The following is a 19716-nucleotide window of genomic DNA, read 5'->3' as shown; positions in this document are numbered from 1 at the left end:
GAAGAATGCTCAGTGTCATCCTATTTACCGTAACATCCTTCATCATAGGCCTCTCAGGGGCAATGGCCCCGGGCCCCCTTCTCACTGTCACGGTCTCGGACTCCATTCAGGGGGGTTTCAGGGCAGGGCCCCTCCTTGTCACCGGCCACATCCTGGGTGAGGTAATCCTGGTTGTCCTAATATTCATGGGTATGGGCTACCTTCTCTCATCAGAGTCCGCATCCTCATTCATTGGGATTGCAGGTGGCTCCGTCCTCATCTGGACCGGTATAAGGGGTCTGAGGTCCGGGGACAATTCATCCAGGAATATTCCAGCAGGGGGATCTGTCCTAAGGGGAGCAGTGATAAGTTTTTCCAACCCCTACTTCTTTATATGGTGGGGTGCTGTTGGGGCCGCCCTCATGTACAGTGGACTTGAACTCGCAGGTGCTGCTGGACTTGCAGGTTTTCTTGTGGGTCACTGGTCATCCGATCTGGCCTGGTACAGCCTGGTATCATTTCTATCATCCAGAGGGGCATTCGATACGTCTGGAAAGGTCTACAGGGCCGTTATGGTAGTATGTAACGGATTTCTGATTATGGTGGGAGCCTACTTCCTTGTGAATGTTTTAACTGGGATATAATACAATCACGCATCAAATCATTAATACCATGAAATGCATAGTAGTATTGATGAAGGCAGCTGTTTTTGATAACTCAGGGACACTTATAAGAAGGTACAGGGCCCTTAAGAATCTTAAAACCGGTAAAATATGTGACAGGATGAATTCACTTGATATAGTGGATTACAGGGATAGAAGGGCTCTCGTTGTGCTTCAGACCGATCCCGCAACCTGTATTGTAAACGCAAAACCCCAGCAGACCATATATGAGTTCATAAAGAGGAACCGCATAGACTTCGATGTCAGCTACGCCAATACCGCGGTTACCTCCGATGAGATCATGGATATACTCAGGGATGACCCTGCAACTGTCAGGGACATACAGGACACCATAGATGCCGTTTCCAGGAAGGACTACAACATACAGATATGCAGTGGATCCGGCTTCATAGTCAACATTGACAGGAACATGGTTGACTTCACAATAACCGCAGGTGGAAAGCTCTTCCCTGAGGTCCCGGATGTTGTGGATGAACTCAGGAAGAGAAACATCCACATGTACATTGCATCTGGAGACCGCCGGGGATCACTGAGGGAACTTGCAAGGATCATCAGGATACCCCAGGAGAACGTCTTTGACACCGCCGACACCGAGAGGAAGGCAGAGATAATCCAGGAGCTGAAGAGAAGGTACAGCAGCGTCATGATGGTGGGTAACGGCCTCAACGATATCCTTGCATTGAGGGAAGCTGATGTGGGAGTTTTAACACTCCAGCAGAGGGAACCTGTGCCTCAGAGACTGATTGAGGCTGCCGACTACGTTGTTGATAACATAAGGGAGGTTCTGGATATAGAATTCTAAGGTTCTAGGTTCCGAATATAGAATTCTGAAATATGGGGGGTTTATATTGAGTGAACTGTGCATCGTGCAGGTGAATGACACCCACGGATACCTGAAACCCCACCCGGAACTCTTCTGGGAGGGCAGAAATATAAGGTATGAGACCCTGGGGGGCTACCACCACATAGCGGGCCTTGTGGCTGGTATACGTGAAGAGGGACCAACACTACTATTTGACTGTGGTGACACCATACACGGCACATACCATGCCGTGAAGAGCGAGGGTGCGGCCCTCGTTCCCATACTCAATGAAATGCGCTTTGATGCCATGACTGCCCATTGGGAGTTCGCCTATGGACCCAAAAGATTCATGGAAGTAGCGGAAAAACTGAATCATCCTGTTCTTGCAATAAACTGCTACCATGAGGGGACAGAACGCCTTGCCTTTAGACCATATGAGATAGTGGAGAGGGGTGACCTCCAGGTGGGGGTTGTGGGGATAGCATCCAATATAGTGGATAAGGTGATGCCCCCACGCTTCAGTGAGGGCCTTGAGTTCACCCTTGGACGTGATGAACTCCCCTACTGGATAGAGGTGCTCCGTGATGATGAGAGGGTGGACCTCGTGGTGGTCATATCACATCTGGGTTTCCCCCAGGAGTGCCAGCTGGCAGCGGATGTTGATGGTATAGACGTGCTTCTTAGCGCCCACACCCACAACAGACTCGAGAGGCCCTTCATTGTCAATGACACCATCATAATACAGTCAGGGTGCCATGGCTCATTCATTGGTCGCCTTGACCTTGAGGTTGATGGTGGTGTCCGGAAATTCAAACACGAACTTGTAAGGGTCAGAGGTCCGTCAAATGAGGATGTTGAGGAGCTGGTCATGAGGGCGTCTGATGTGGACAGGGACTACCTTGAGGCCACCGTGGGTTCAACAAGGACGCATCTCAACAGGTACACCATACTTGAGTCAACCATGGACAACCTTCTACTCAAGGCGATAATGGGTGTTGGTGAATCTGAACTTGCATTCTCCAATGGATGGCGCTACGGTGCCCCGGTACCCCCGGGGGATATCAGGGTTGAGGACCTCTGGAACATGATCCCTGTTAATCCCCCGGTATCCCGTGTTGAACTTCTGGGGAGGGAAATCCTGGAGATGATGGAGGAGAACATTGAGCTCACATTCTCCAGGGACCCCTACAGGCAGATGGGGGGCTACCTCAAGAGGTGCATGGGCCTTGAGATCTACTTCAAGATAGAGAACCCGCCCGGTAGCCGGATACAGAAGATATTCGTGAATGGGAAACCCCTTGATCCAGATAGAACCTACACTGCAGTCTATGTAACCAGTCAGGGTGTGCCATCACGTTACGGTGACAACCATGAGGAGATGGACATAAGGGCCGTTGAGGCCCTCAGGGAGTACGTTGAGAAGAACAGCCCTGTTGATGCCGAACTCGATGGGAGGATAACACCAGTATGATTGTCTTCAAGCAAAAGCTCTGGTGATCATGATGGATGATGAGAGGGTTTACCGTGCAGTCTTCCACCTAGATGAGGATGACGATGAGAGGGTTTTGCTGCTTTTTGCCAATGTGAGGAACCTGATGGCAGACATTCAGAATGTTGAGATTGAGGTTGTGGCGTACTCAAAGGGTGTCAATGCCCTCATGAGGGACTCGGAGTACTCAGATATGATCTATGAGCTCATTGATGATGGTGTCAGATTCGCTGCCTGTTCCAACACCCTGAAGGCATTGGGTATAACCTCAGGGAAACTTGTTGATGGTGTTGATACCGTATCCTCGGGTGTAGGTGAGATTGTCAGAAAACAGTGCGATGGATGGGCCTATATAAGGCCATGATAACCTAAAGGAACTCAAATATCGCCGTGCTGCGCCTCACCGATTTCATGCCTAGACCCATCTAGAGGAATCTTTTGAGGAACATGATTGTATAGGCAATGGAGCTGTACTCGGGGGTGAATGGTGTTAGCAGGAGCGCCACGATTTGCTGCAAATGGCATCAGAAGGTTCCTCTCAAGTGCCCTCAGGTACTGTTCCCTTTCAAGATCCATGAGCCCATTTTTATAGTCGTAGAACCAGCTTGCAGATAGTGGAGGCTATCATCAGCATATTAACATGGAATATGACACTGGATGTCACAAGTCCTCCATAGTCTCCTGTGAGTTCCGTTGATAGGGCACCATGGCCACGAACATCAGCAGAATATGTTTATCCGCAGGAAAAACCGTGTCAACCCCCTTCAGATTTTCAAATTGCATGTGGTTAACCCGCAGAAAATCCCGAGGAGGAGGAAGCTGAGGCAGTAGATGTAGATCCTGGGCGAGGAGTGTGAGGTATGAAGCCATTGAGGACTCTGTTATGATCCCCTCTGGTACTTTAATGCCGAGAAGGAGTGTCATTGCAATGACGAATATTCATCCACGAGGCCCTCCATTCTGTTCTTCCTCATGCTTCACGCCTCAATAAAAGGATTCCAGGATTATCCTGCTCTTTATGACTCCCTCATAGTTATTCAGTTCTATCACCCCACGTTTTATCCCCCGGAGGAGTTCAAGGTCAACGGTACCCTCCCCCAGGGGGAGGTGCTGGTCCCTTTCACCGTTGTTGTCGCTCAGGTGGTGGTGGGCTATTCTCTCCATCCTGAGGAAATCCTCAAGGAAATCTGTGGTGTTTGCATGGCCCACATCCACAGTCACATATGATCCGCATTCCTCTGAAAATTCTGCAAGCTCACGGGGGCTGTTGCAGAGGTATGAGAACCTGCCAGGCATGTTCTCAACTGAGAACTTTACCGATGAATCCTCTGCATGGGCCACGCAGTTTTTAAGTGTTTCAGCTGCGAATTTAAGGGCCGTGTTCCTTATCCTCTCTTCTCTCCTGTGCACAAGACCCGGGTGGGTTGTTACGGTCGTTGCCCCTATCCTTGATGCGAGTTCCACCGTCTCAATCATCTGTCTTTCTGTCTCCTCCCTTACGCCCTGGTTCATGCTGCCGGGGTTCAGGTCTATTGTGGGGGCGTGGAGGAGTATCTCAAGGTCGAAGGATTCAAATACCTCCAGTGCTGCCCCATCTTGAAGGAGCCTCCGGGGCCAGTAGGGTCCTTCGCAGAGTATTTCAAGAAGTTGAAAGCCGTCCTCCTCTGCTTTCTCCAGGATGTTCTCCATTGGTTCCATGAAAAGTGCCAGGGTTGAAAATCCGAGCCTCATATAGATCCCGGTTGGTTTTCTATTCAGCCGGCCTTATGAGTGTTTCCATTCCCTCTGAAAATGAAAGATACTTATAGGTGCCTGGATCTGCAGGGTCCTGCGGTGTTAAGGCGTCTACAGTGAACCTGAACATTGGCTGGATGTGAAGGGCATTCCTCTTCACCTGATAGTGTGTGGTGATCAGCTGTTTCAGTGCTAACTCAACTTTACCTTCATCTTACCACCAAAAAGTATATATAAAACATGATATATCAGAAAATTGATATATCACTTTCTGGAGATGTCCTGATGTGTGCAGAAAATGGCTCCCCTGGAGAGGGGGGACAGTTTGACGAGAAAATAATAAAGAGTTTCATGAGGGGATTCGGAAAAACAATGATCCTCTGGATGATAAGCAGGGAAAAGATCCATGGATACGAGATAATGCGACGACTTGAGAAGTTCTATTCAATCAAGGGGATGCACTGCCAGGAGATCAAACCGCCAGGTCCAAGCGTCATCTACCCAGTACTCCACGACCTGGAGAAGAAGGGGCTCATAAGGGGTTCATGGGAGATGCACGGGGAGAAGAGGGTCAAGTACTACGAGATAACCCCACTGGGCAATGAAACAATAGAGAGAATCCGTGATATAATGAAAAACCACATCTCAAGGATATGGGAGGAGTTCTGGAACGACATGTTCCCATGTGAGAGGGAGGAGGAAGAATGAAATACGCCATAGAGACCTACGACCTCACAAAGGTCTACGGGGACTTCAAAGCAGTTGACAGCCTCAACATGAAGATAGAGAAGAACTCCATCTTCGGGTTCCTGGGACCCAACGGGGCAGGTAAGACCACAACAATAAAGATGCTCACCTGTCTCATACCCCCCACCTCAGGCACGGCCCGTGTCGCCGGATACGATATACTGGAGAACCCCGACGAGGTGAGACAGCATATAGGTATGGTCCCCCAGAAGGTCAGCCTCTACGAGGACCTCACAGCAAGGGAGAACGTGGAACTGTGCGCAGACTTCTACGGGATGCCAGAGGACCTCAAGGAAACAAGGATCGATGAACTCATGGAGCTGGTTGACATAAAGTACGCGGCAGATAAACCCGTTGGACAGATGTCAGGGGGACAGCAGCAGAAGGTTTCACTGGTTGCAAGCCTGATACACCAGCCAGACATACTCTTCCTCGACGAACCAACCATAGGACTGGACCCGACAACAAAGAGGGTGCTGTGGGACCTCATTGAGGAACTGAACAGCAGCGGCCACACTATCATACTCTGCTCCCATGACATGTACGAGGTTGAACTCCTCTGTGACTACGTGGGTATAATAAATCAGGGGCTGCTTGCAGCCTTTGACACACCCCAGGACCTCAAGGACACCGTTATAAGGGAAGAGGAATCCCTAAGGGCACGGGAGACTGGTACCATACTTGACAGGATACAGGAGGAGACCCCTGAATCCGAAAAAAGGGTCATTGAGGAAATGAAAAAAGCCGGGACCTGCGCCGGTAAGGAGCTCAGCATGCTGATCACCGACCTCAGTGATGAACTCATAGCTGAACTTGAATCCCTGCCGGTTACACTGGAGGTTAAAAGGCACCACACCGGCAGGATAATACTTGAACTGGATGAGAGGTGTGACACTGCCATAAATGATGTCCTCGGGGCAGTTATAAGGAACAATGCCAGGATAAGCTCAATTTCAACTAGGGACCCCTCACTTGAGGATGTCTTTATGAAGGTTACAGGGAGGTAACCGTTATGGAAATGAAGAAGATAATGTGGATGCTCAAGAAGGACCTCATAGTCCTCTGGAGGCACAAACCCCGCCTCATATCAATCATACTGTTCCCAATACTCATGATAACCCTCTTCGGTTACGGTATGGGCGGTACACTGGAAAACATACCGGTGGTTATAGTTGAACAGAGCAGCGGGCCCCTCACAGACCAGACCGTCGCTGAAATGAGGAACATGAGCCTCTACGATATTAAGGATATCATGAAGGACCCTGAAACCGCAAGGGACATGGTGGATGCAGGGGAGGTCAAGGCGGCAATAATACTGCCCCCAAACTATGACAACCTCACAGACGAGCCAACAGTGGTCATGTACCTTGACTCATCTGACCAGCTGGCAAGTCAGGCCCTGGTACCTGCAACCCAGGCGCTTTTCAGCAGGCTTTCAGGTGAAATTGCGGTTCAGAAGATGCAGAGCCCCTCTGTGAATATTCAGAACCAGAATTCAACCCCCATGGAAACGGGCTTTCAGAGCATCGTAAACACGATAAACTTCCAGGTTGACAGGATCTACGGGGACGTCAAGTACATGGATTTCCTGGTGCCCGCGGTACTTGCAATGACCATAATGTTCTCCTGCATGTTCGGTATGGGACAGTCAATTGCAGGTGAAAGGGAGAGGGGAGAACTCGCACGTCTCTTCATGACCCCTACAAGCGTTTCAACAGTTGTTGGGGGTAAAATAATCTCAAAACTGGTTATAGAAAGTGGAAGAGCATTTTTACTACTCTGTGTGGCCATAATGCTCTTTGGAATAAAGATCAACGGCGGCATGCTCCTTACAGTCCTTCTACTTGTACTCACAGCACTGTGCTTTGTGGGATTCGGAATAATGATATCAGCGAGGGTGGGGACCCAGGAGGACTATATGCAGATGGTTATGCCCTTTGCAATGCCCATGATGTTTGTATCAGGGGTCTTCTACCCCATCGAGACCATGCCATGGGTGTTCCAGAAGCTGGCCTACTTGGTGCCCCTCACCTATGCCAACGACGCTCTGAGGTCAGTGATGCTGAAGGGTGCGGGTGTCGGGGACATCTGGCTTGACCTGGCCGTGCTTGTGGGATTCACACTCCTGTTCTTTGCAATGGGGGTTACCAGGTTTAACAGGGACATTTAGGTTAATACTAAATTTCAGGTGGTAATATGATGAGAAAAGGTTTAATTGCGGCACTTATAATCATTGGGATGGTTTTAAGTCCTGTATCAGCTGCAGACTGGCCCCTCTTCCATGGGGACCAGCAGCGCACAGGTTTCTCTGAGGAGCCAAGTGACTTCTCAGCAAGGACATGGTATATCTCCATAGGTGGGATAAAGTCATCACCCGCAATATTCAACAAAGTTGCCTACATCGGCTCAGTCGACGGAAAGGTTTATGCGGTGAACCTCGAGACCGGTTCAGTTGTCTGGAGCTACCGGACAGGCGGTGCGGTTGTATCATCCCCTGCGGTGGTCAACGGCACCCTTTATGTGGGTTCAGGAGACGGATACCTCTACGCCATAGACACAGACACCGGTGACCTCCAATGGAAATTTAAAACAGGAAACAGGATAGAGTCATCCCCTGCAGTTAGCGGAGGCACCGTATATGTGGGGTCAGATGACTGCAGGCTCTACGCAGTTGACGCAGATGATGGCTCAAAAAAGTGGGAGTTCTATGCCGGGGAGGCTGTTAAATCATCACCACTTGTGGTGAACGGAACCGTCTACTTTGGATCATGCAACGGTAATGTCTATGCCCTATCAGAGTCCGACGGGAAGGAGAAGTGGAGCTACACAACCGGTGACCAGGTCATTTCATCACCGGCCTTCTGGAACGGAACCATCTACGTGGGGTCAGATGACGGGAACATTTATGCCCTATCAGAGTCCGATGGAAGCACGGTCTGGAGGTACAGCCTAGGTGAGAGGGTCAGGTCAACACCCGCCATTGACACAGAGGAGAACAGCCTCTTTGCTGGATGCGATGATGGCAACGTGACTTCACTTGACACAAGGACGGGTACCCTGAAATGGTCATTCAAAACAGGTGGGGCCGTGAGATCAACGCCAGCCCTCTTCGAGAACATGGTGGCTGTGGGCTCAGATGACGGGACACTCTACATCCTCAACAAGTACACAGGGAAGGAGGAGTGGAGCTACTCACCGGGTTACTATCTTTTCAGCTCACCGGCAAGTTCATCGCCCGTAGTCTACGGCAAGACCATCTACTTTGCAACCGAAAACGGCTACATCTACGCCCTTGACTCCAAGAAGAAGGAGGGTCCCACCTCACCATTCGCATACTATGTGGTGGTGATAATAATAGCCATCATAGGGGCTGGTGCTGTGATAAGAAGGGTTGTGAGGAAATAAACCCTTATTTTATTTAAAAAGCTGAAGGTGAAGGTATGTTCAGGACACTCATAATCTATGAGAGCACCTACGGCTCCACAGAGGAGGCTGCATCAGCCATCGGGAGAATACTCGGGCCCTCAAGGTGCTGCACCACAGGCGAGTTTCCGGAAGACGGCAGGGAATTTGACTTCTTCGTTATCGGTTCAGGGGTTTACAGGGGCCGTTTACACGACAGGATAACCGATTTTATAAAGAAAAATCCCTGGCTTCGTGATAAACCCGTGGCGATCTTCTCGGTTTCCCTGAGTCCGGATGATGGTAGAAGGGCCCTCAGTGAGGCTGAAAAACTTCTTGGGGGTGCTGTCCATTCAGCCACACTTGGTGGGCGCATGATCCTTGAAAGACTCTCTGATGGGGATCTTGAGGATCTCAGGAGATTCTCAGAGGTTGCTGGAATTGAAATTAAGGATTATGACCTCTTTGATATCTCAGAGGTGATTGAGGTTGCCCTTGAACTTAAAGAGATCAGGGACTCGCTTATGACTGACATTGATGAGAATGAACTCCGTGAATCCATTGATGAGTTTCTGAGGTCCCATAACACATGTGTCCTTGCAACCTGCCATGACAGCCGCCCAAGGGCAACACCCCTTGAATACGTGTATGACGGTGAGTCCATATACGTGATCAGTGAGGGTGGGGAGAAATTCGCCGGTATCCTTGAGAACGGTAACGCCTCTGTTGCAGTTTACGAGGACTACACATCCATGAGTAACCTGGCTGGGATGCAGATAACCGGTGCCGTGGAGATACTGGATGAAGAGGAATCAGAAAGGATCTATAATCTAAGGGGCCTAGATACTGAGGCCATGAGGAATCTCCCCGTGGATATGAACGTCATAAGGATCTCAATCCATAAGGTGGAGTTCCTTAACAGCAGGTTCAGTGAGGTCTCAGCAGCCGCAAAAAATGTACTCTGGTTTAAAGAGAAGGTCTAAAAATTTTTATGAAATCCTAGAATTATGCTAAACTCTAAAAAAAGTTTTATGGAATGCCTAGAGCATTCCATTGTTGTATTTATCCAGCATACTCATCCACTGAAGGACCTTCTGCTGATCCTTTTTGCTGAGACTGCTCCAGCTGGACGCATCATGGGTTGCTAGGAAAGCATCTACCTGGGCAATCACGCTGAGAACCTGTGGGGAAGCATAGGCTCCGTTGAGTATATTCAGTTTTGCTGCAAGTAGCTGTGCATATAGCTTGTTTATTCCATTGGATGCTGAGCCATTGAAGCTTAGGATTCTCACAGCCTGTTCAGGGGTGGTGACAAGTACACTCCTATCTCCACCGGCAGTTCCAAGCCATAAACCCGTGCCAAGGAGTGGTGTTACAGCATCCTGGTTGTTTCCATTGAAACCGGCGTGTGTCTTCCAGTAGCCTATTGTCAGTGTACCGTAAGGGCTCCTCACATATACATCAACCAGCCATGAGTCTGATCCCCCCGTGCTGGTATCACATGTTACAAATGATGCCTCATTAACCTCTGTGTAAAGTCCAGGTGCATTGTAGGGTCCATAGACCACAGAATAGTTGAATGTGTAGGTTTCTCCGGGCATTATGTCACTGCCCACATTGATGACTCCCAGGTAGCCCCATCTGTCGTCGGATACAGTTACAGATTCATCAACAAGTTCTGAAGGTTTACCGAATTTCACATCAGCCATTGCGGTGTACTCTGTAGATCCAGCCGTATCTGAACTGTCCAGGTAGTGGTCATGGTTCTGCTGAACCACCGTTGCAGTGTTAACCCTTGAAGAACCATCAGGCAGACTTCCCATGTAGTTGAGGACAAGTGTACCGCCTGGTTCAAGTACACATGGGAACGCTGCGCCGGTTAAATTCATCGAAACTCCTGGTGATACGGTATCAGAGACGGAGCTTATTACAGCGGCAATGGGTGCAGGGTTGAACACTGTGATGGTGCCTCCCACCATCCAGTCACTGTCTGTTCCGGTATCAGCTGAAATGTTCACCGTGTAGTTCACCGTTACCGTGTCCCCCATGTTCACTGTAACCTCTGTTAAGTCGGCCTCCTTGCTGATGTTCCATTTGTAGGTCCTGGTGTAGGACGTTGTGGCATTCTTGGAGACCATCAGCTCATATACGTTAACTTGGACAGATGCACTGGCACTCTGACCGGTTTCCCTTATCGTGGCCGTGTTGTTGTAGGTTCCGGCCCCGGTGAACCGCCTGGTGTATGTAACTGATCCGGAGTCGTTAAAGAGCCATGACTCTCCACTTGTGTCATCAACATGTATGCACTCATTCAGCGTCACCGGTGATGCAGGGAGTGTTGCCGTTGCTGATGGTCCCGGTCCAAAGGGTGTTCCGAGGCGCCCGGAATGGTTTGTAATTGTAACATTCGCAGTCACCTTGTAGTTACCCCCTGGGTGTGCCTGTTCAGGGGTGAGGTAAATCCTGTATGGGTATGTCCCCGTTTCTCCTGGATCAAGAACAGGATTCGATGATATATCCAGTGGATAAACCCCTATAAGGTCATTTGGTGGTGGTATACCATCCCTCAGCTCCAGTATAACTGAGAGATTCTCTGTAGAAACACCCCCACCATTGTGTACAGTCACGTTGCCCTCAATCCATGCCCTCTCTGTCGGGTTTTCCCTCTCAACACCTACTGTGTACTCTGAAGTGGCTGAGTCTCCCTTAAAGATGTCCCAGCTGTCGGGTGTGACGTTCTTGTGGATCTGCCATGTGTATTCCTTCACATAGCTTGTGTTTGCAGTGACACTTGCTGTGAGTGTTGTCCCGGCCTGACCTCCGCTTTCCGCAGAGGATGTGCCTGTTAGGACTAACACTAAAAGAAGTGCCACCAGCCCAAGACCTACCGGTCCAGTTGACCGGGAGGCCCTGAATTTCCTATTCATTCATCCCCCCTCCTTTTTCAGAGAAAATATTTATTCATACCCCTCAAATTTATAAAGTTTGAGGAGTGAGTCTCTTTATGTCCATGATGCCATAAGTAGTTTGGTAAAGTACTGAAAAACCTTGAAAAAATAATCATGATCTCCAGAATATGTGAATAAACTATTACAATTCTATGAAAGTGAGATATTAAACTGATTATTGAGTAAAATAGTATTAAAACTTTCTTAATTTCTGATAAAGTATGGGGGGTTAAGTGAGAAGGCAATGACTATTCTGAATAACTGATAAAGAGCAGATGTCCTGAAAATTCAGTGCATATAAAATATAAAAGAATGGAAACCTGTGGTTTCCATCTTTTATATCCCTAATCCTTTTTGAGCTGGATTTCTATTGCTGAAACATTGGTAGCGGTTCCCTCGTTACCAATGATCTCCTCTGTACATATGTCGATGTTCTCTATCTGTATGTCTGGGATGAAACGGTTCCTGACAATCTCTGCAACATCAACAGCCCTGCTTATAGCTCTTCCACGGGCTTTAAGGATCACTTCACTGGTTCCACCGTTCATCTGAGTCACTACGGCCAGAACATAGTTCATTACAGGCTTGTTTCCGATGTATACTACATTCTCCTCTGACATCACTTAACCTCCAAGAGTGTCTGTAATAAAGATAGAAACCCTGCATTATATAAAGTTTGTGATATGCTAATTAAAAAATTTAATAACTTCTGGACTTAACAGCTTCAAGTATCCTGCCCCCAGTTACAGCGGCCCCCCTGAACCCTGCAGTGAGGGCAGAGCCATGCATAACATCAATAAGTGGCGCTCCAAGTGATTCTGAAAACCGTGTCTCTGCAACTCCACCGAGTATGACCTCAGGTTCATTCCTGATAAGCGCATCCTCCAGCTCAGAGAGATCAGCCCCAACCAGAACCTCCGACCTCAGGCCAGTTTCAGAGAGGTTCTCAAGTGTGTACTCACCAATCATGTCCATTGCCACCAGAGCCGGTTTCATTGCAAGTTCACTTACAAATCCAGCGAGTCCAACAGCCCTTGTGGGCCCTGAGACTATACCAACCCTCACACCCTCCAGTTCCGATTTCAGACGATCCCTTTCCTCAGCGTATTCACCGATTTCATCCTGAAGGGGGTAATCAATGCTGAGGTGTTCAAGTATCACCTCATAGAACCTTAGGGTGTTTGAGAATCCCAGGGGGATGGGGTGGTGGATGAAGGGTACCCCAAATTCCTTCTCAAGAAACCTGCAGGGCCCTATCCCTGATACATCACAGAAGGAATAGTTCAGATGGGCGGACAAAATCCCCTCAATATCACCGACTGTGCTCCCGGATGTAAGAACACAGTTCACAGAAACACCCATCCTGCCAAGGGTATCCACAATATGTTTGAGGTCGGGGCCGCCCCTGAACTCACCTATGATGTTGATTGATGGCTCATCTGATGGTTTCGCATCAGCTGCAATGGACTCAAGGAGTGCCATCATAACCTCGAGATATCCTTCGCCCTGGTTTGACTCAAAACCCCCTGCACTGATGGTTATGATCTTAGAATCAAGTTCCCCCTTAACCTCCTCTGCAGCCCTACCTATATCCTCACCTATTATGCTTGTTGCACAGGAGCTCATAACAGCTATGAGTTCCGGTTTAAGGGTTCTGTCAGCGTCAATTATGACCTTTTTGAGTTTATCGGTGGCTCCAAATACCACGTCTGATTCAGTGAGTTCTGTTGATAGAACCCTTATCCTTTTACCTCCCCTTGCCTTCAGAAGGTATCCAATGTGGTATGCGCAGCCCCTGGGGCCGTGGATGAGCGGTACGGCATTGCGGATGCCTGAAACAGCCCTTACAGCCCCGAAGAGTTTACATGTTGATACTGGCTCCATCGAAACACCTATTTGAGGCTCAGGATCTTGTTGATTGCATCGAGAACCGCCTCCACACTCGCCATTACTATATCCTCCCTTGTGGATCTTCCTGTTGCCTTGTTGCCTTCGGCGTCACTCATGACAACGAAGACCTCTGCAAGGGCATTGGTACCTCCTGTTATTGCCTCTATGTTGTATTCATCAAGTTCTATATCTGCTGTTTCACTTACAAGACTCTGTATGGCGTTTATGGCCGCATCAACTGGTCCCACACCGGTCATTGCTGTTGTCTTGATCTCATCTCCTATCCTCAGCTTAACTGTGGCTGTTGGCATCACACTCTCACCTGTCATCACCGCTATGCCCTCAAGCTTCACGATCTCCCTTGTTGCCTTTCCAAGGATCGTGACCGCCATTGCCCGAAGATCTGCGTCAGTGATCCTTTTACCCTTATCACCGAGTCTTTTGACCTGTTCATAGAGGGTGCAGAACTGGTCCTCGTTCATATCTATACCGTATTCCTGAAGCTTTGATCTGAGGGCGTTGGCCCCTGTGTGTTTGCCGAGGACTATCCTCCTCTTGTGGCCAACCATCTCAGGGGTTATGGGTTCATAGGTCTCTGCCTTCTCAAGAACCCCATGGACGTGTATACCTGCCTCATGCGCAAAGGCATTTTCACCCACGATTGCCTTGTTGGGGGGCATCCTAACCCCTGTTATCTTTGATACGAATTCCGAGATGTTCACAAGTTCCGTTGTCTTTATGGTGAGTGGGAGGTCATAGCGGGTTATGAGGGCCATCACAACCTCCTCAAGGGCTGCATTTCCTGCCCTTTCACCGAGCCCGTTGATAGTTGCATGTACCTGTGATGCGCCGGCCTCCACCGCTGCAAGAGAGTTTGCAACGGCCAGTCCAAAGTCATCGTGGCAGTGGACGCTTATGGGTGTCCTGACCTCATCCCTGAGGCCCCTTATGAGGTGGTTCATGGCCCGGGGTATCATCACCCCAACTGTGTCCGGCACATTTATCATATCAGCCCCTGCATCCTCTGCGGCCCTGTATACCTCCACAAGGTAATCAAATTCTGTCCTCGTGGCGTCCTCGGCAGAGAATTCCACCCTGAGCCCATGTTCAACCGCATATTCCACCCCAAATACCGCCCTGTCTATTATCTCCTCAGGGGACATTTTGAGCTTGTACTTCCTGTGGAGGGGTGAGGTCCCTATGAAGGTGTGTATGTAATCAGCGCCGCAGTCAATAACAGCGTCTATGTCCTCCCTGAGCACCCTTGCCAAACCACAGGTATTCGCATCAAGATCAAGGTCAGCTATCCTCCTTACCGAGTCCATCTCCCCCGGGGAGGCTGCAGGAAACCCTGCCTCTATTGTGTCAACTCCAAGGGAGTCCAGTTTCCTTGCTATGCATATCTTCTCATCCACCGTGAGCGCCACTCCAGGTGTCTGCTCACCGTCCCTTAGTGTTGTGTCAAATATTCTAACCGTCTCAGGTAGCTTCATTTCCGGTTTAACCTCTTCTATGTACATTTAAATTCCCCGTGGTCTGGCCTTTTATCATGATCTATATGCTGCCACAATTAAAAGCTTTTACACAGCAGACTTATAAGTTATAACTTAAAAGTTAGAAGAAGGGCTCTGCTGTCAGAGACAGGGTCCTGGATATTTAAACCGCCATGCTGAGACTCAAAAAGTTCCTGAGGCCCGGTGCAAGGCCAAGTATGAATATCACAAGTTTAAGTAGAGCCGAGTCCCCTGGCTCCTCAACGTACCTGTCAATGGAATAGAGAGCCGCCAGTATGACCGCTATCTTGAGGGGGAACATCACAAGGGCAGTGCCGGTCAGGGCCGTGAATGCCGATGGCAGGACATGCTGTTCAGCATAGCCATAGAGGTCAACCGCAACGTAGGTTGAGGATGCATCAAAAATGTGCGCGTATACCACATAGAGGTTCATCCTCTCCCTTAGAAGTTCCCATTTAATACTTATTATATAGAGAAGGACTGCCGATGCCATGAACACTCCCAGTACAGAGAAAAATGGTACGGCATTAATTTTCTGCATGTTTATGATGTTTGGAATGGAAAGAACCGCCCCTGTAGCAAATACAAGCTTTCTGTAATCCCATCCATAAAGTTTCTCAAGTTTAACTGAGAATAGAAGCGTTGCTATTGCCGTAAGTCCCACAAGGATGTATATGCCTGGGGTCACAAGGAGATGGGTGAGTGGATAGACTCCATTATCAACAAGGGCCCTTGCACCTGACCCTAGAAATATGAAGGGAAGCAGTGGCACCAGGAGTTCCCTGGGGTCCTTTTTAAGCCACCTGAACATCCTCAGTATGATGAGAACAACAGCCCCGAGTACAAGGCCGAAAACAACCGTGTTGAGGGGTGTGTAGCCAGGGTGGAGGTAGAAGAAGTTGCTCTCCAGGAACTTCTGAAGATCAGATATCATTTCTCATCCTGCCTATGATTTTTTTGTTGATTACCTCCCTCACAATCAGTGGAAGAGGTGTCCTTCTTCCCTCTGGCCTGGTTCTACCCCTCTTTATACCTTCAATTATATCATCAGCCGTATTTTCAGACTCTACAATCGTGAATGAGCTTCCAACGGCCTCCACGAAGTGTGCGTCGCTTGCACCTATCTCAGGGATGCCCCTCTTTCTTGCGAATTTTCTCGCCCTCCAGTTGGAGTACCCAACTATGTAGCGGGAGTTAAGGGTTTCAACTGCATCAACACGGAGGTTTCTCTCGTTCACAAAGAGTCCCTTTCTGTACCTGACAAATGGGTGTGGGATTATGGCAAGTGCGTCCTGTGAGTGTATCTCATCCAGGGTCTCTGCAGGTGTGAGGCCCCTCTTTATTTCCTCCTGCACACCCAGTGCCACTATGTGACCGGCGGATGTGCTGAGCTCCACTGCAGGGACCACCGTGACCCCAAACTCTGCTGAGTCCTCCATTGCAAGCCATGATCCCTTCATTGTATTGTGGTCTGCAATCGCAACTGCATCGAGGCCCACATGGGATGCCCTCTTCAGCACATCCCGTGGTGTTCCCCTTGCATCCCCTGAGTATACCGTGTGTATGTGTGGATCAATCCTTATCATGAAACCACCTTAACAATTGCCCTCATGTTCCCTGGACCCATCATTGCATCACCACCCTGTATTCTATGCTTCCTATGAGGCCCACGGGCCCTGTCATCATGACGTCCCCTGCAGGTGCAGCATGGTGGACCCTGAGGGATGTTTCATCGAGAATACTCCTCTGTGGACCAGTTGCAACAACCACCTCAGGCTCACCCACTCCCCCAAGGACATGGGCACCATGACCTCCGTCGCCATGGACCTCCTGGTGGGTTATCTCACCATGGGCGAGTTTCAGGAGGAGTTCCTCAAGTTTCTCAGGGGACAGCATTTTTGTGTGGTGCTCCATGACCCCATGTATCCTGCCATCCAGTATGCTGGCTGCCAGTGTGTGGCCGTTACCCACATCAACAGCGACGAGAGGCCCCTCTGAGTCCACTGCGGGGTCAAGGAGTGCCCCTGCTATTGAGGCGAACTTGGAGTCCATCATAAGGAGAGGATAATCAAGTGCCTCCTCAATGGATTTCATCCTTGTGAAGTAATCGGGTACGTCGCCGAGGTATGAGAACTGCTGAGGTTTCAATGGTTCTCTGAGTTTCTCCCTGATCTTCATGAAACGGAAGTTCCTATCACCCATATCACCACCTGCACCATGGTCCTGAACAGCCACCCCCAGGAAGTCAATCTCCAGTTCAACATCAAAGTGTCCCAGGGCCCCACCTATGGCCTCTAGATCAAGATCCCCCAACTTCACCCTCCTCAGGCCCGGGTTCCTGTCAGATATTTCTATCCCCATTGCCCTGACCCTTTCAAGGTCATCCCTGATGGTCCTTGCTGCCTCAGGGGTCATTACAACCCTGCAACCCTTCTCAATGTGTTCCATTATGGCCCTGCTTACGGGTCCCCCACCCATTGTCTGACCATGAATGAAGATGTCCTCAGTGATTCCCCTGATCCTTTCTGCGATTATCCTTGTGGGTGAAGGCATTACCATCTTTATGGAATTTTCAATTCTATCAACTGCCGTGTCATGGTACATTATATCCTGGGTCCCTGCACCCACATCAACTGCAAGTATCTTCATATGGGAATCATATCTTCCCCCCATTTATTAACCGTTTCCTAAATGTACAGATGTGTACTGTAAAGTTTTAAATAGTTCTTTGAAGAGACATCATGCATGTAAATGCTGATAATAATATCATGAAATCTAAGGTGATATCATGAACAAGATCGTTCTTGACGAAAACGAAATACCCAAGAAATGGTATAACATCAACCCGGACCTGCCATCACCACTACCAGAACCCAGAAACCCGGAGGGTGGAAAGAATCTGGAGAACCTTCCAAGGGTGTTCTCAAGGGGTGTCCTTGAGCAGGAGATGTCAATGGAGCGCTGGATAAAGATCCCCAAGGAGGTAAGAGATGTCTACAAGATGATCGGAAGACCCACCCCACTCTTTCGGGCAAAGGGTCTTGAGGAGATGCTTGACACCCCCGCCAGGATATATTACAAGAGAGAGGATTACTCACCCACAGGAAGCCACAAATTGAATACTGCCATAGCACAGGCATACTATGCCCGTGAAGATGGCGCCGAAAGGCTCACGACAGAAACAGGTGCCGGTCAGTGGGGAACAGCCCTTTCCCTTGCATGTTCACTCATGGACCTCCAGTGCAAGGTCTACATGGTCAGGGTTTCCTTCAACCAGAAGCCCTTCAGGAAAACAATAATGCAGCTCTATGGTGGCGAGGTTGTCCCATCACCAAGTGACCATACCGAATTCGGAAGGAAAATACTTAGTGAGGACCCTGAACACCCGGGCTCCCTTGGTATAGCAATATCAGAGGCTATAGAGGAGGCCCTCCAGTATGAAAACGTTTACTACTCCCTTGGAAGCGTGCTCAACCACGTTCTGCTACACCAGACGGTGATAGGTCTTGAAACACAGAAGCAGCTGGAAATAGCAGGTGAAACACCTGACATAATGATAGGCTGTGTTGGAGGGGGCAGCAACTTTGGTGGGGCAGTTTTCCCATTCATAAAGGATAAAATTGATGGTAAACTCGACTGTGAATTCATAGCAGCTGAACCAAAATCTTGCCCGACCCTCACCCAGGGAGAATACCGGTACGACTTCGGTGACACTGCAGGTATGACACCACTCCTCAAGATGTACACACTTGGCCACGACTTTGTACCCCCCTCCGTGCATGCAGGCGGCTTGAGGTACCACGGGATGTCACCACAGGTTGCGCTGCTGGTGAAGGAGGGCATCATCAAGGCAAGGGCCGTGGATCAGCATAAAATATTTGAAAGCGGTGTTAAATTTGCAAAGGCCGAGGGTGTTGTCCCTGCCCCAGAAACCTGCCACGCCATAAGTGTTGCCATGGAAGAAGCCCTGAAGTGCAGAGAGACCGGTGAGGAGAAAACCATAGTCATAAGCTTCTCTGGCCACGGGCTCCTTGACCTCAAGGGTTACGAAGACTATCTTGAGGGTAAAATCTGAGATCCCTGATTAATCCATGGGATTTCTGGCTGAAACTCCATGATACCTGGAACTCCACTGGATTTCAGCCATGAAATCCCGTATCTTCTTCTTCAATACATATAAATACCATCATCACCTACACTAAATTAGTTTATATCAATCTCATCAAGGTGATCTGATGGACTACAGAAATATCGTTATCGGTGCCATGATCCTTATCATAGCACTGATGGTCGGTTTCAATGTTGCCCTGTACATGGGGGCTCAGGAACAGAACGTGACCCAACTGGACTGGGCTGATAATGCAACAACAGATATGAGTTTTGCAAATGAATCCCCTGCTCCGGTAAGCACAGACAATACCAAAAAAACCGCAAAGAAGACCCGACCAGAAATCACACCTGGTGAAGGAAACACCACACCGGAAGAACCAGAACCACCGTCTCAAAATCAAACCACATAAGGAGGATA

General features: G+C 49.2%; 21 protein-coding genes. 11 read left to right on the top strand and 10 right to left on the bottom strand.

All coding sequences use genetic code 11. The annotated features are described in order from the left end of the window. Positions 1-5: 5 nt before the first annotated feature. The 4 genes from QFX30_RS02300 to QFX30_RS02285 are packed head-to-tail and all read left to right on the top strand — an operon-like array spanning position 6 to position 3317. Positions 6-623: a LysE family transporter gene (locus tag QFX30_RS02300; protein ID WP_300487667.1), complete on the top strand. Its 618-nt coding sequence runs from the start codon at positions 6-8 to the stop codon at positions 621-623. Positions 624-672: 49 nt separating this feature from the next. Beyond that, positions 673-1464, top strand: a complete 792-nt coding sequence (locus QFX30_RS02295) for an HAD family hydrolase (RefSeq protein WP_300487664.1) — start codon at positions 673-675, stop codon at positions 1462-1464. Positions 1465-1510: 46 nt separating this feature from the next. After that, entirely contained in the window at positions 1511-2935 is a 1425-nt protein-coding gene (locus QFX30_RS02290; protein WP_300487661.1) for a bifunctional metallophosphatase/5'-nucleotidase, read from the top strand. A gap of 31 nt (positions 2936-2966) precedes the next feature. Continuing rightward, positions 2967-3317 (top strand): DsrE family protein, encoded by a 351-nt coding sequence (locus QFX30_RS02285; protein WP_300487658.1) that lies wholly within the window; start codon positions 2967-2969, stop codon positions 3315-3317. A 296-nt stretch (positions 3318-3613) separates the two neighbouring features. On the opposite strand, the gene QFX30_RS02280 is transcribed toward QFX30_RS02285, so the two are convergent. The 3 genes from QFX30_RS02280 to QFX30_RS02270 are packed head-to-tail and all read right to left on the bottom strand — an operon-like array spanning position 3614 to position 4847. After that, the gene (locus QFX30_RS02280) at positions 3614-3877 is read right to left on the bottom strand and encodes a hypothetical protein (RefSeq protein WP_300487656.1); all 264 of its coding nucleotides are present in this window, start codon (positions 3875-3877) and stop codon (positions 3614-3616) included. Between the two features lie 60 nt (positions 3878-3937). Beyond that, on the bottom strand, positions 3938-4684 hold the full coding sequence (locus QFX30_RS02275; protein ID WP_300487653.1) for a sugar phosphate isomerase/epimerase: 747 nt from the start codon (positions 4682-4684) through the stop codon (positions 3938-3940). Between the two features lie 19 nt (positions 4685-4703). After that, a complete protein-coding gene (locus QFX30_RS02270) occupies positions 4704-4847 on the bottom strand; it encodes a hypothetical protein (protein WP_300487650.1) in 144 nt (47 codons plus the stop codon). 125 nt (positions 4848-4972) lie between these two features. On the opposite strand from QFX30_RS02270, the gene QFX30_RS02265 reads away from it, so the two are divergent. Genes QFX30_RS02265 through QFX30_RS02245 form a run of 5 tightly spaced genes read left to right on the top strand, consistent with a single transcriptional unit; the run spans position 4973 to position 9819 of the window. Beyond that, entirely contained in the window at positions 4973-5395 is a 423-nt protein-coding gene (locus tag QFX30_RS02265) for a PadR family transcriptional regulator (protein WP_300487647.1), read from the top strand. Next, a complete protein-coding gene (locus tag QFX30_RS02260; protein ID WP_300487644.1) occupies positions 5392-6441 on the top strand; it encodes an ATP-binding cassette domain-containing protein in 1050 nt (349 codons plus the stop codon). The genes QFX30_RS02265 and QFX30_RS02260 overlap by 4 nt, the downstream gene beginning before the upstream one ends. 5 nt (positions 6442-6446) lie before the next feature. After that, positions 6447-7604, top strand: coding sequence for an ABC transporter permease (locus QFX30_RS02255; RefSeq protein ID WP_300487641.1), 1158 nt, complete (start codon positions 6447-6449; stop codon positions 7602-7604). Between the two features lie 26 nt (positions 7605-7630). Next, the gene (locus QFX30_RS02250; RefSeq protein ID WP_300487639.1) at positions 7631-8839 is read left to right on the top strand and encodes a PQQ-binding-like beta-propeller repeat protein; all 1209 of its coding nucleotides are present in this window, start codon (positions 7631-7633) and stop codon (positions 8837-8839) included. A gap of 35 nt (positions 8840-8874) precedes the next feature. Continuing rightward, the gene (locus QFX30_RS02245) at positions 8875-9819 is read left to right on the top strand and encodes a pyridoxamine 5'-phosphate oxidase family protein (protein WP_300487637.1); all 945 of its coding nucleotides are present in this window, start codon (positions 8875-8877) and stop codon (positions 9817-9819) included. A 57-nt stretch (positions 9820-9876) separates the two neighbouring features. Here the strand turns inward: QFX30_RS02245 and QFX30_RS02240 are convergent, their stop codons facing one another. The 7 genes from QFX30_RS02240 to QFX30_RS02210 form a co-directional block, all read right to left on the bottom strand. Further along, positions 9877-11763, bottom strand: coding sequence for a hypothetical protein (locus QFX30_RS02240; RefSeq protein ID WP_300487635.1), 1887 nt, complete (start codon positions 11761-11763; stop codon positions 9877-9879). A gap of 365 nt (positions 11764-12128) precedes the next feature. Beyond that, positions 12129-12404 carry a DNA-binding protein Alba gene (gene albA, locus QFX30_RS02235; protein ID WP_300487633.1) on the bottom strand — a complete coding sequence of 92 codons (276 nt, stop codon included), beginning with the start codon at positions 12402-12404 and terminating at the stop codon, positions 12129-12131. Between the two features lie 79 nt (positions 12405-12483). Beyond that, positions 12484-13668, bottom strand: coding sequence for a nitrogenase component 1 (locus tag QFX30_RS02230; protein ID WP_300487630.1), 1185 nt, complete (start codon positions 13666-13668; stop codon positions 12484-12486). Between the two features lie 8 nt (positions 13669-13676). Then, positions 13677-15194 carry a 2-isopropylmalate synthase gene (locus QFX30_RS02225; RefSeq protein WP_300487627.1) on the bottom strand — a complete coding sequence of 506 codons (1518 nt, stop codon included), beginning with the start codon at positions 15192-15194 and terminating at the stop codon, positions 13677-13679. Positions 15195-15330: 136 nt separating this feature from the next. Further along, the gene (locus QFX30_RS02220) at positions 15331-16122 is read right to left on the bottom strand and encodes a DUF63 family protein (protein ID WP_300487624.1); all 792 of its coding nucleotides are present in this window, start codon (positions 16120-16122) and stop codon (positions 15331-15333) included. Continuing rightward, positions 16112-16774 carry a PHP domain-containing protein gene (locus tag QFX30_RS02215; RefSeq protein WP_300487621.1) on the bottom strand — a complete coding sequence of 221 codons (663 nt, stop codon included), beginning with the start codon at positions 16772-16774 and terminating at the stop codon, positions 16112-16114. The genes QFX30_RS02220 and QFX30_RS02215 overlap by 11 nt, the downstream gene beginning before the upstream one ends. A gap of 40 nt (positions 16775-16814) precedes the next feature. After that, positions 16815-17837 (bottom strand): DUF1786 domain-containing protein, encoded by a 1023-nt coding sequence (locus QFX30_RS02210; RefSeq protein WP_300487618.1) that lies wholly within the window; start codon positions 17835-17837, stop codon positions 16815-16817. A 139-nt stretch (positions 17838-17976) separates the two neighbouring features. Here QFX30_RS02210 and QFX30_RS02205 point away from each other — a divergent pair, with 139 nt between their 5' ends. Together QFX30_RS02205 and QFX30_RS02200 are read left to right on the top strand one after the other, a co-directional pair. Next, the gene (locus tag QFX30_RS02205; protein WP_300487615.1) at positions 17977-19263 is read left to right on the top strand and encodes a TrpB-like pyridoxal phosphate-dependent enzyme; all 1287 of its coding nucleotides are present in this window, start codon (positions 17977-17979) and stop codon (positions 19261-19263) included. A 160-nt stretch (positions 19264-19423) separates the two neighbouring features. Further along, complete coding sequence (locus QFX30_RS02200; protein ID WP_300487612.1) at positions 19424-19708, top strand: hypothetical protein; 285 nt, start codon at positions 19424-19426, stop codon at positions 19706-19708. The last annotated feature ends 8 nt before the right edge of the window (positions 19709-19716 follow it).

The sequence above is a fragment of the Methanothermobacter sp. genome, from assembly GCF_030055435.1.
Classification (GTDB): Archaea; Methanobacteriota; Methanobacteria; order Methanobacteriales; family Methanothermobacteraceae; genus Methanothermobacter.
The sequence above is the reverse complement of the archived record's forward strand: the minus strand, read 5'-3'. Positions and strand labels throughout refer to the sequence as shown.

Coding starts and splice junctions, on each gene's coding strand:
- albA (WP_300487633.1), bottom strand. CDS start 12,404: ATGTCAGAGGAGAATGTAGTATACATCGGAAACAAGCCTGTAATGAAC.
- QFX30_RS02285 (WP_300487658.1), top strand. CDS start 2,967: ATGGATGATGAGAGGGTTTACCGTGCAGTCTTCCACCTAGATGAGGAT.
- QFX30_RS02295 (WP_300487664.1), top strand. CDS start 673: ATGAAGGCAGCTGTTTTTGATAACTCAGGGACACTTATAAGAAGGTAC.
- QFX30_RS02300 (WP_300487667.1), top strand. CDS start 6: ATGCTCAGTGTCATCCTATTTACCGTAACATCCTTCATCATAGGCCTC.
- QFX30_RS02220 (WP_300487624.1), bottom strand. CDS start 16,122: ATGATATCTGATCTTCAGAAGTTCCTGGAGAGCAACTTCTTCTACCTC.
- QFX30_RS02260 (WP_300487644.1), top strand. CDS start 5,392: ATGAAATACGCCATAGAGACCTACGACCTCACAAAGGTCTACGGGGAC.
- QFX30_RS02265 (WP_300487647.1), top strand. CDS start 4,973: ATGTGTGCAGAAAATGGCTCCCCTGGAGAGGGGGGACAGTTTGACGAG.
- QFX30_RS02215 (WP_300487621.1), bottom strand. CDS start 16,774: ATGATAAGGATTGATCCACACATACACACGGTATACTCAGGGGATGCA.
- QFX30_RS02230 (WP_300487630.1), bottom strand. CDS start 13,668: ATGGAGCCAGTATCAACATGTAAACTCTTCGGGGCTGTAAGGGCTGTT.
- QFX30_RS02225 (WP_300487627.1), bottom strand. CDS start 15,194: ATGTACATAGAAGAGGTTAAACCGGAAATGAAGCTACCTGAGACGGTT.
- QFX30_RS02200 (WP_300487612.1), top strand. CDS start 19,424: ATGGACTACAGAAATATCGTTATCGGTGCCATGATCCTTATCATAGCA.
- QFX30_RS02240 (WP_300487635.1), bottom strand. CDS start 11,763: ATGAATAGGAAATTCAGGGCCTCCCGGTCAACTGGACCGGTAGGTCTT.
- QFX30_RS02255 (WP_300487641.1), top strand. CDS start 6,447: ATGGAAATGAAGAAGATAATGTGGATGCTCAAGAAGGACCTCATAGTC.
- QFX30_RS02280 (WP_300487656.1), bottom strand. CDS start 3,877: ATGACACTCCTTCTCGGCATTAAAGTACCAGAGGGGATCATAACAGAG.
- QFX30_RS02275 (WP_300487653.1), bottom strand. CDS start 4,684: ATGAGGCTCGGATTTTCAACCCTGGCACTTTTCATGGAACCAATGGAG.
- QFX30_RS02205 (WP_300487615.1), top strand. CDS start 17,977: ATGAACAAGATCGTTCTTGACGAAAACGAAATACCCAAGAAATGGTAT.
- QFX30_RS02210 (WP_300487618.1), bottom strand. CDS start 17,837: ATGAAGATACTTGCAGTTGATGTGGGTGCAGGGACCCAGGATATAATG.
- QFX30_RS02250 (WP_300487639.1), top strand. CDS start 7,631: ATGATGAGAAAAGGTTTAATTGCGGCACTTATAATCATTGGGATGGTT.
- QFX30_RS02245 (WP_300487637.1), top strand. CDS start 8,875: ATGTTCAGGACACTCATAATCTATGAGAGCACCTACGGCTCCACAGAG.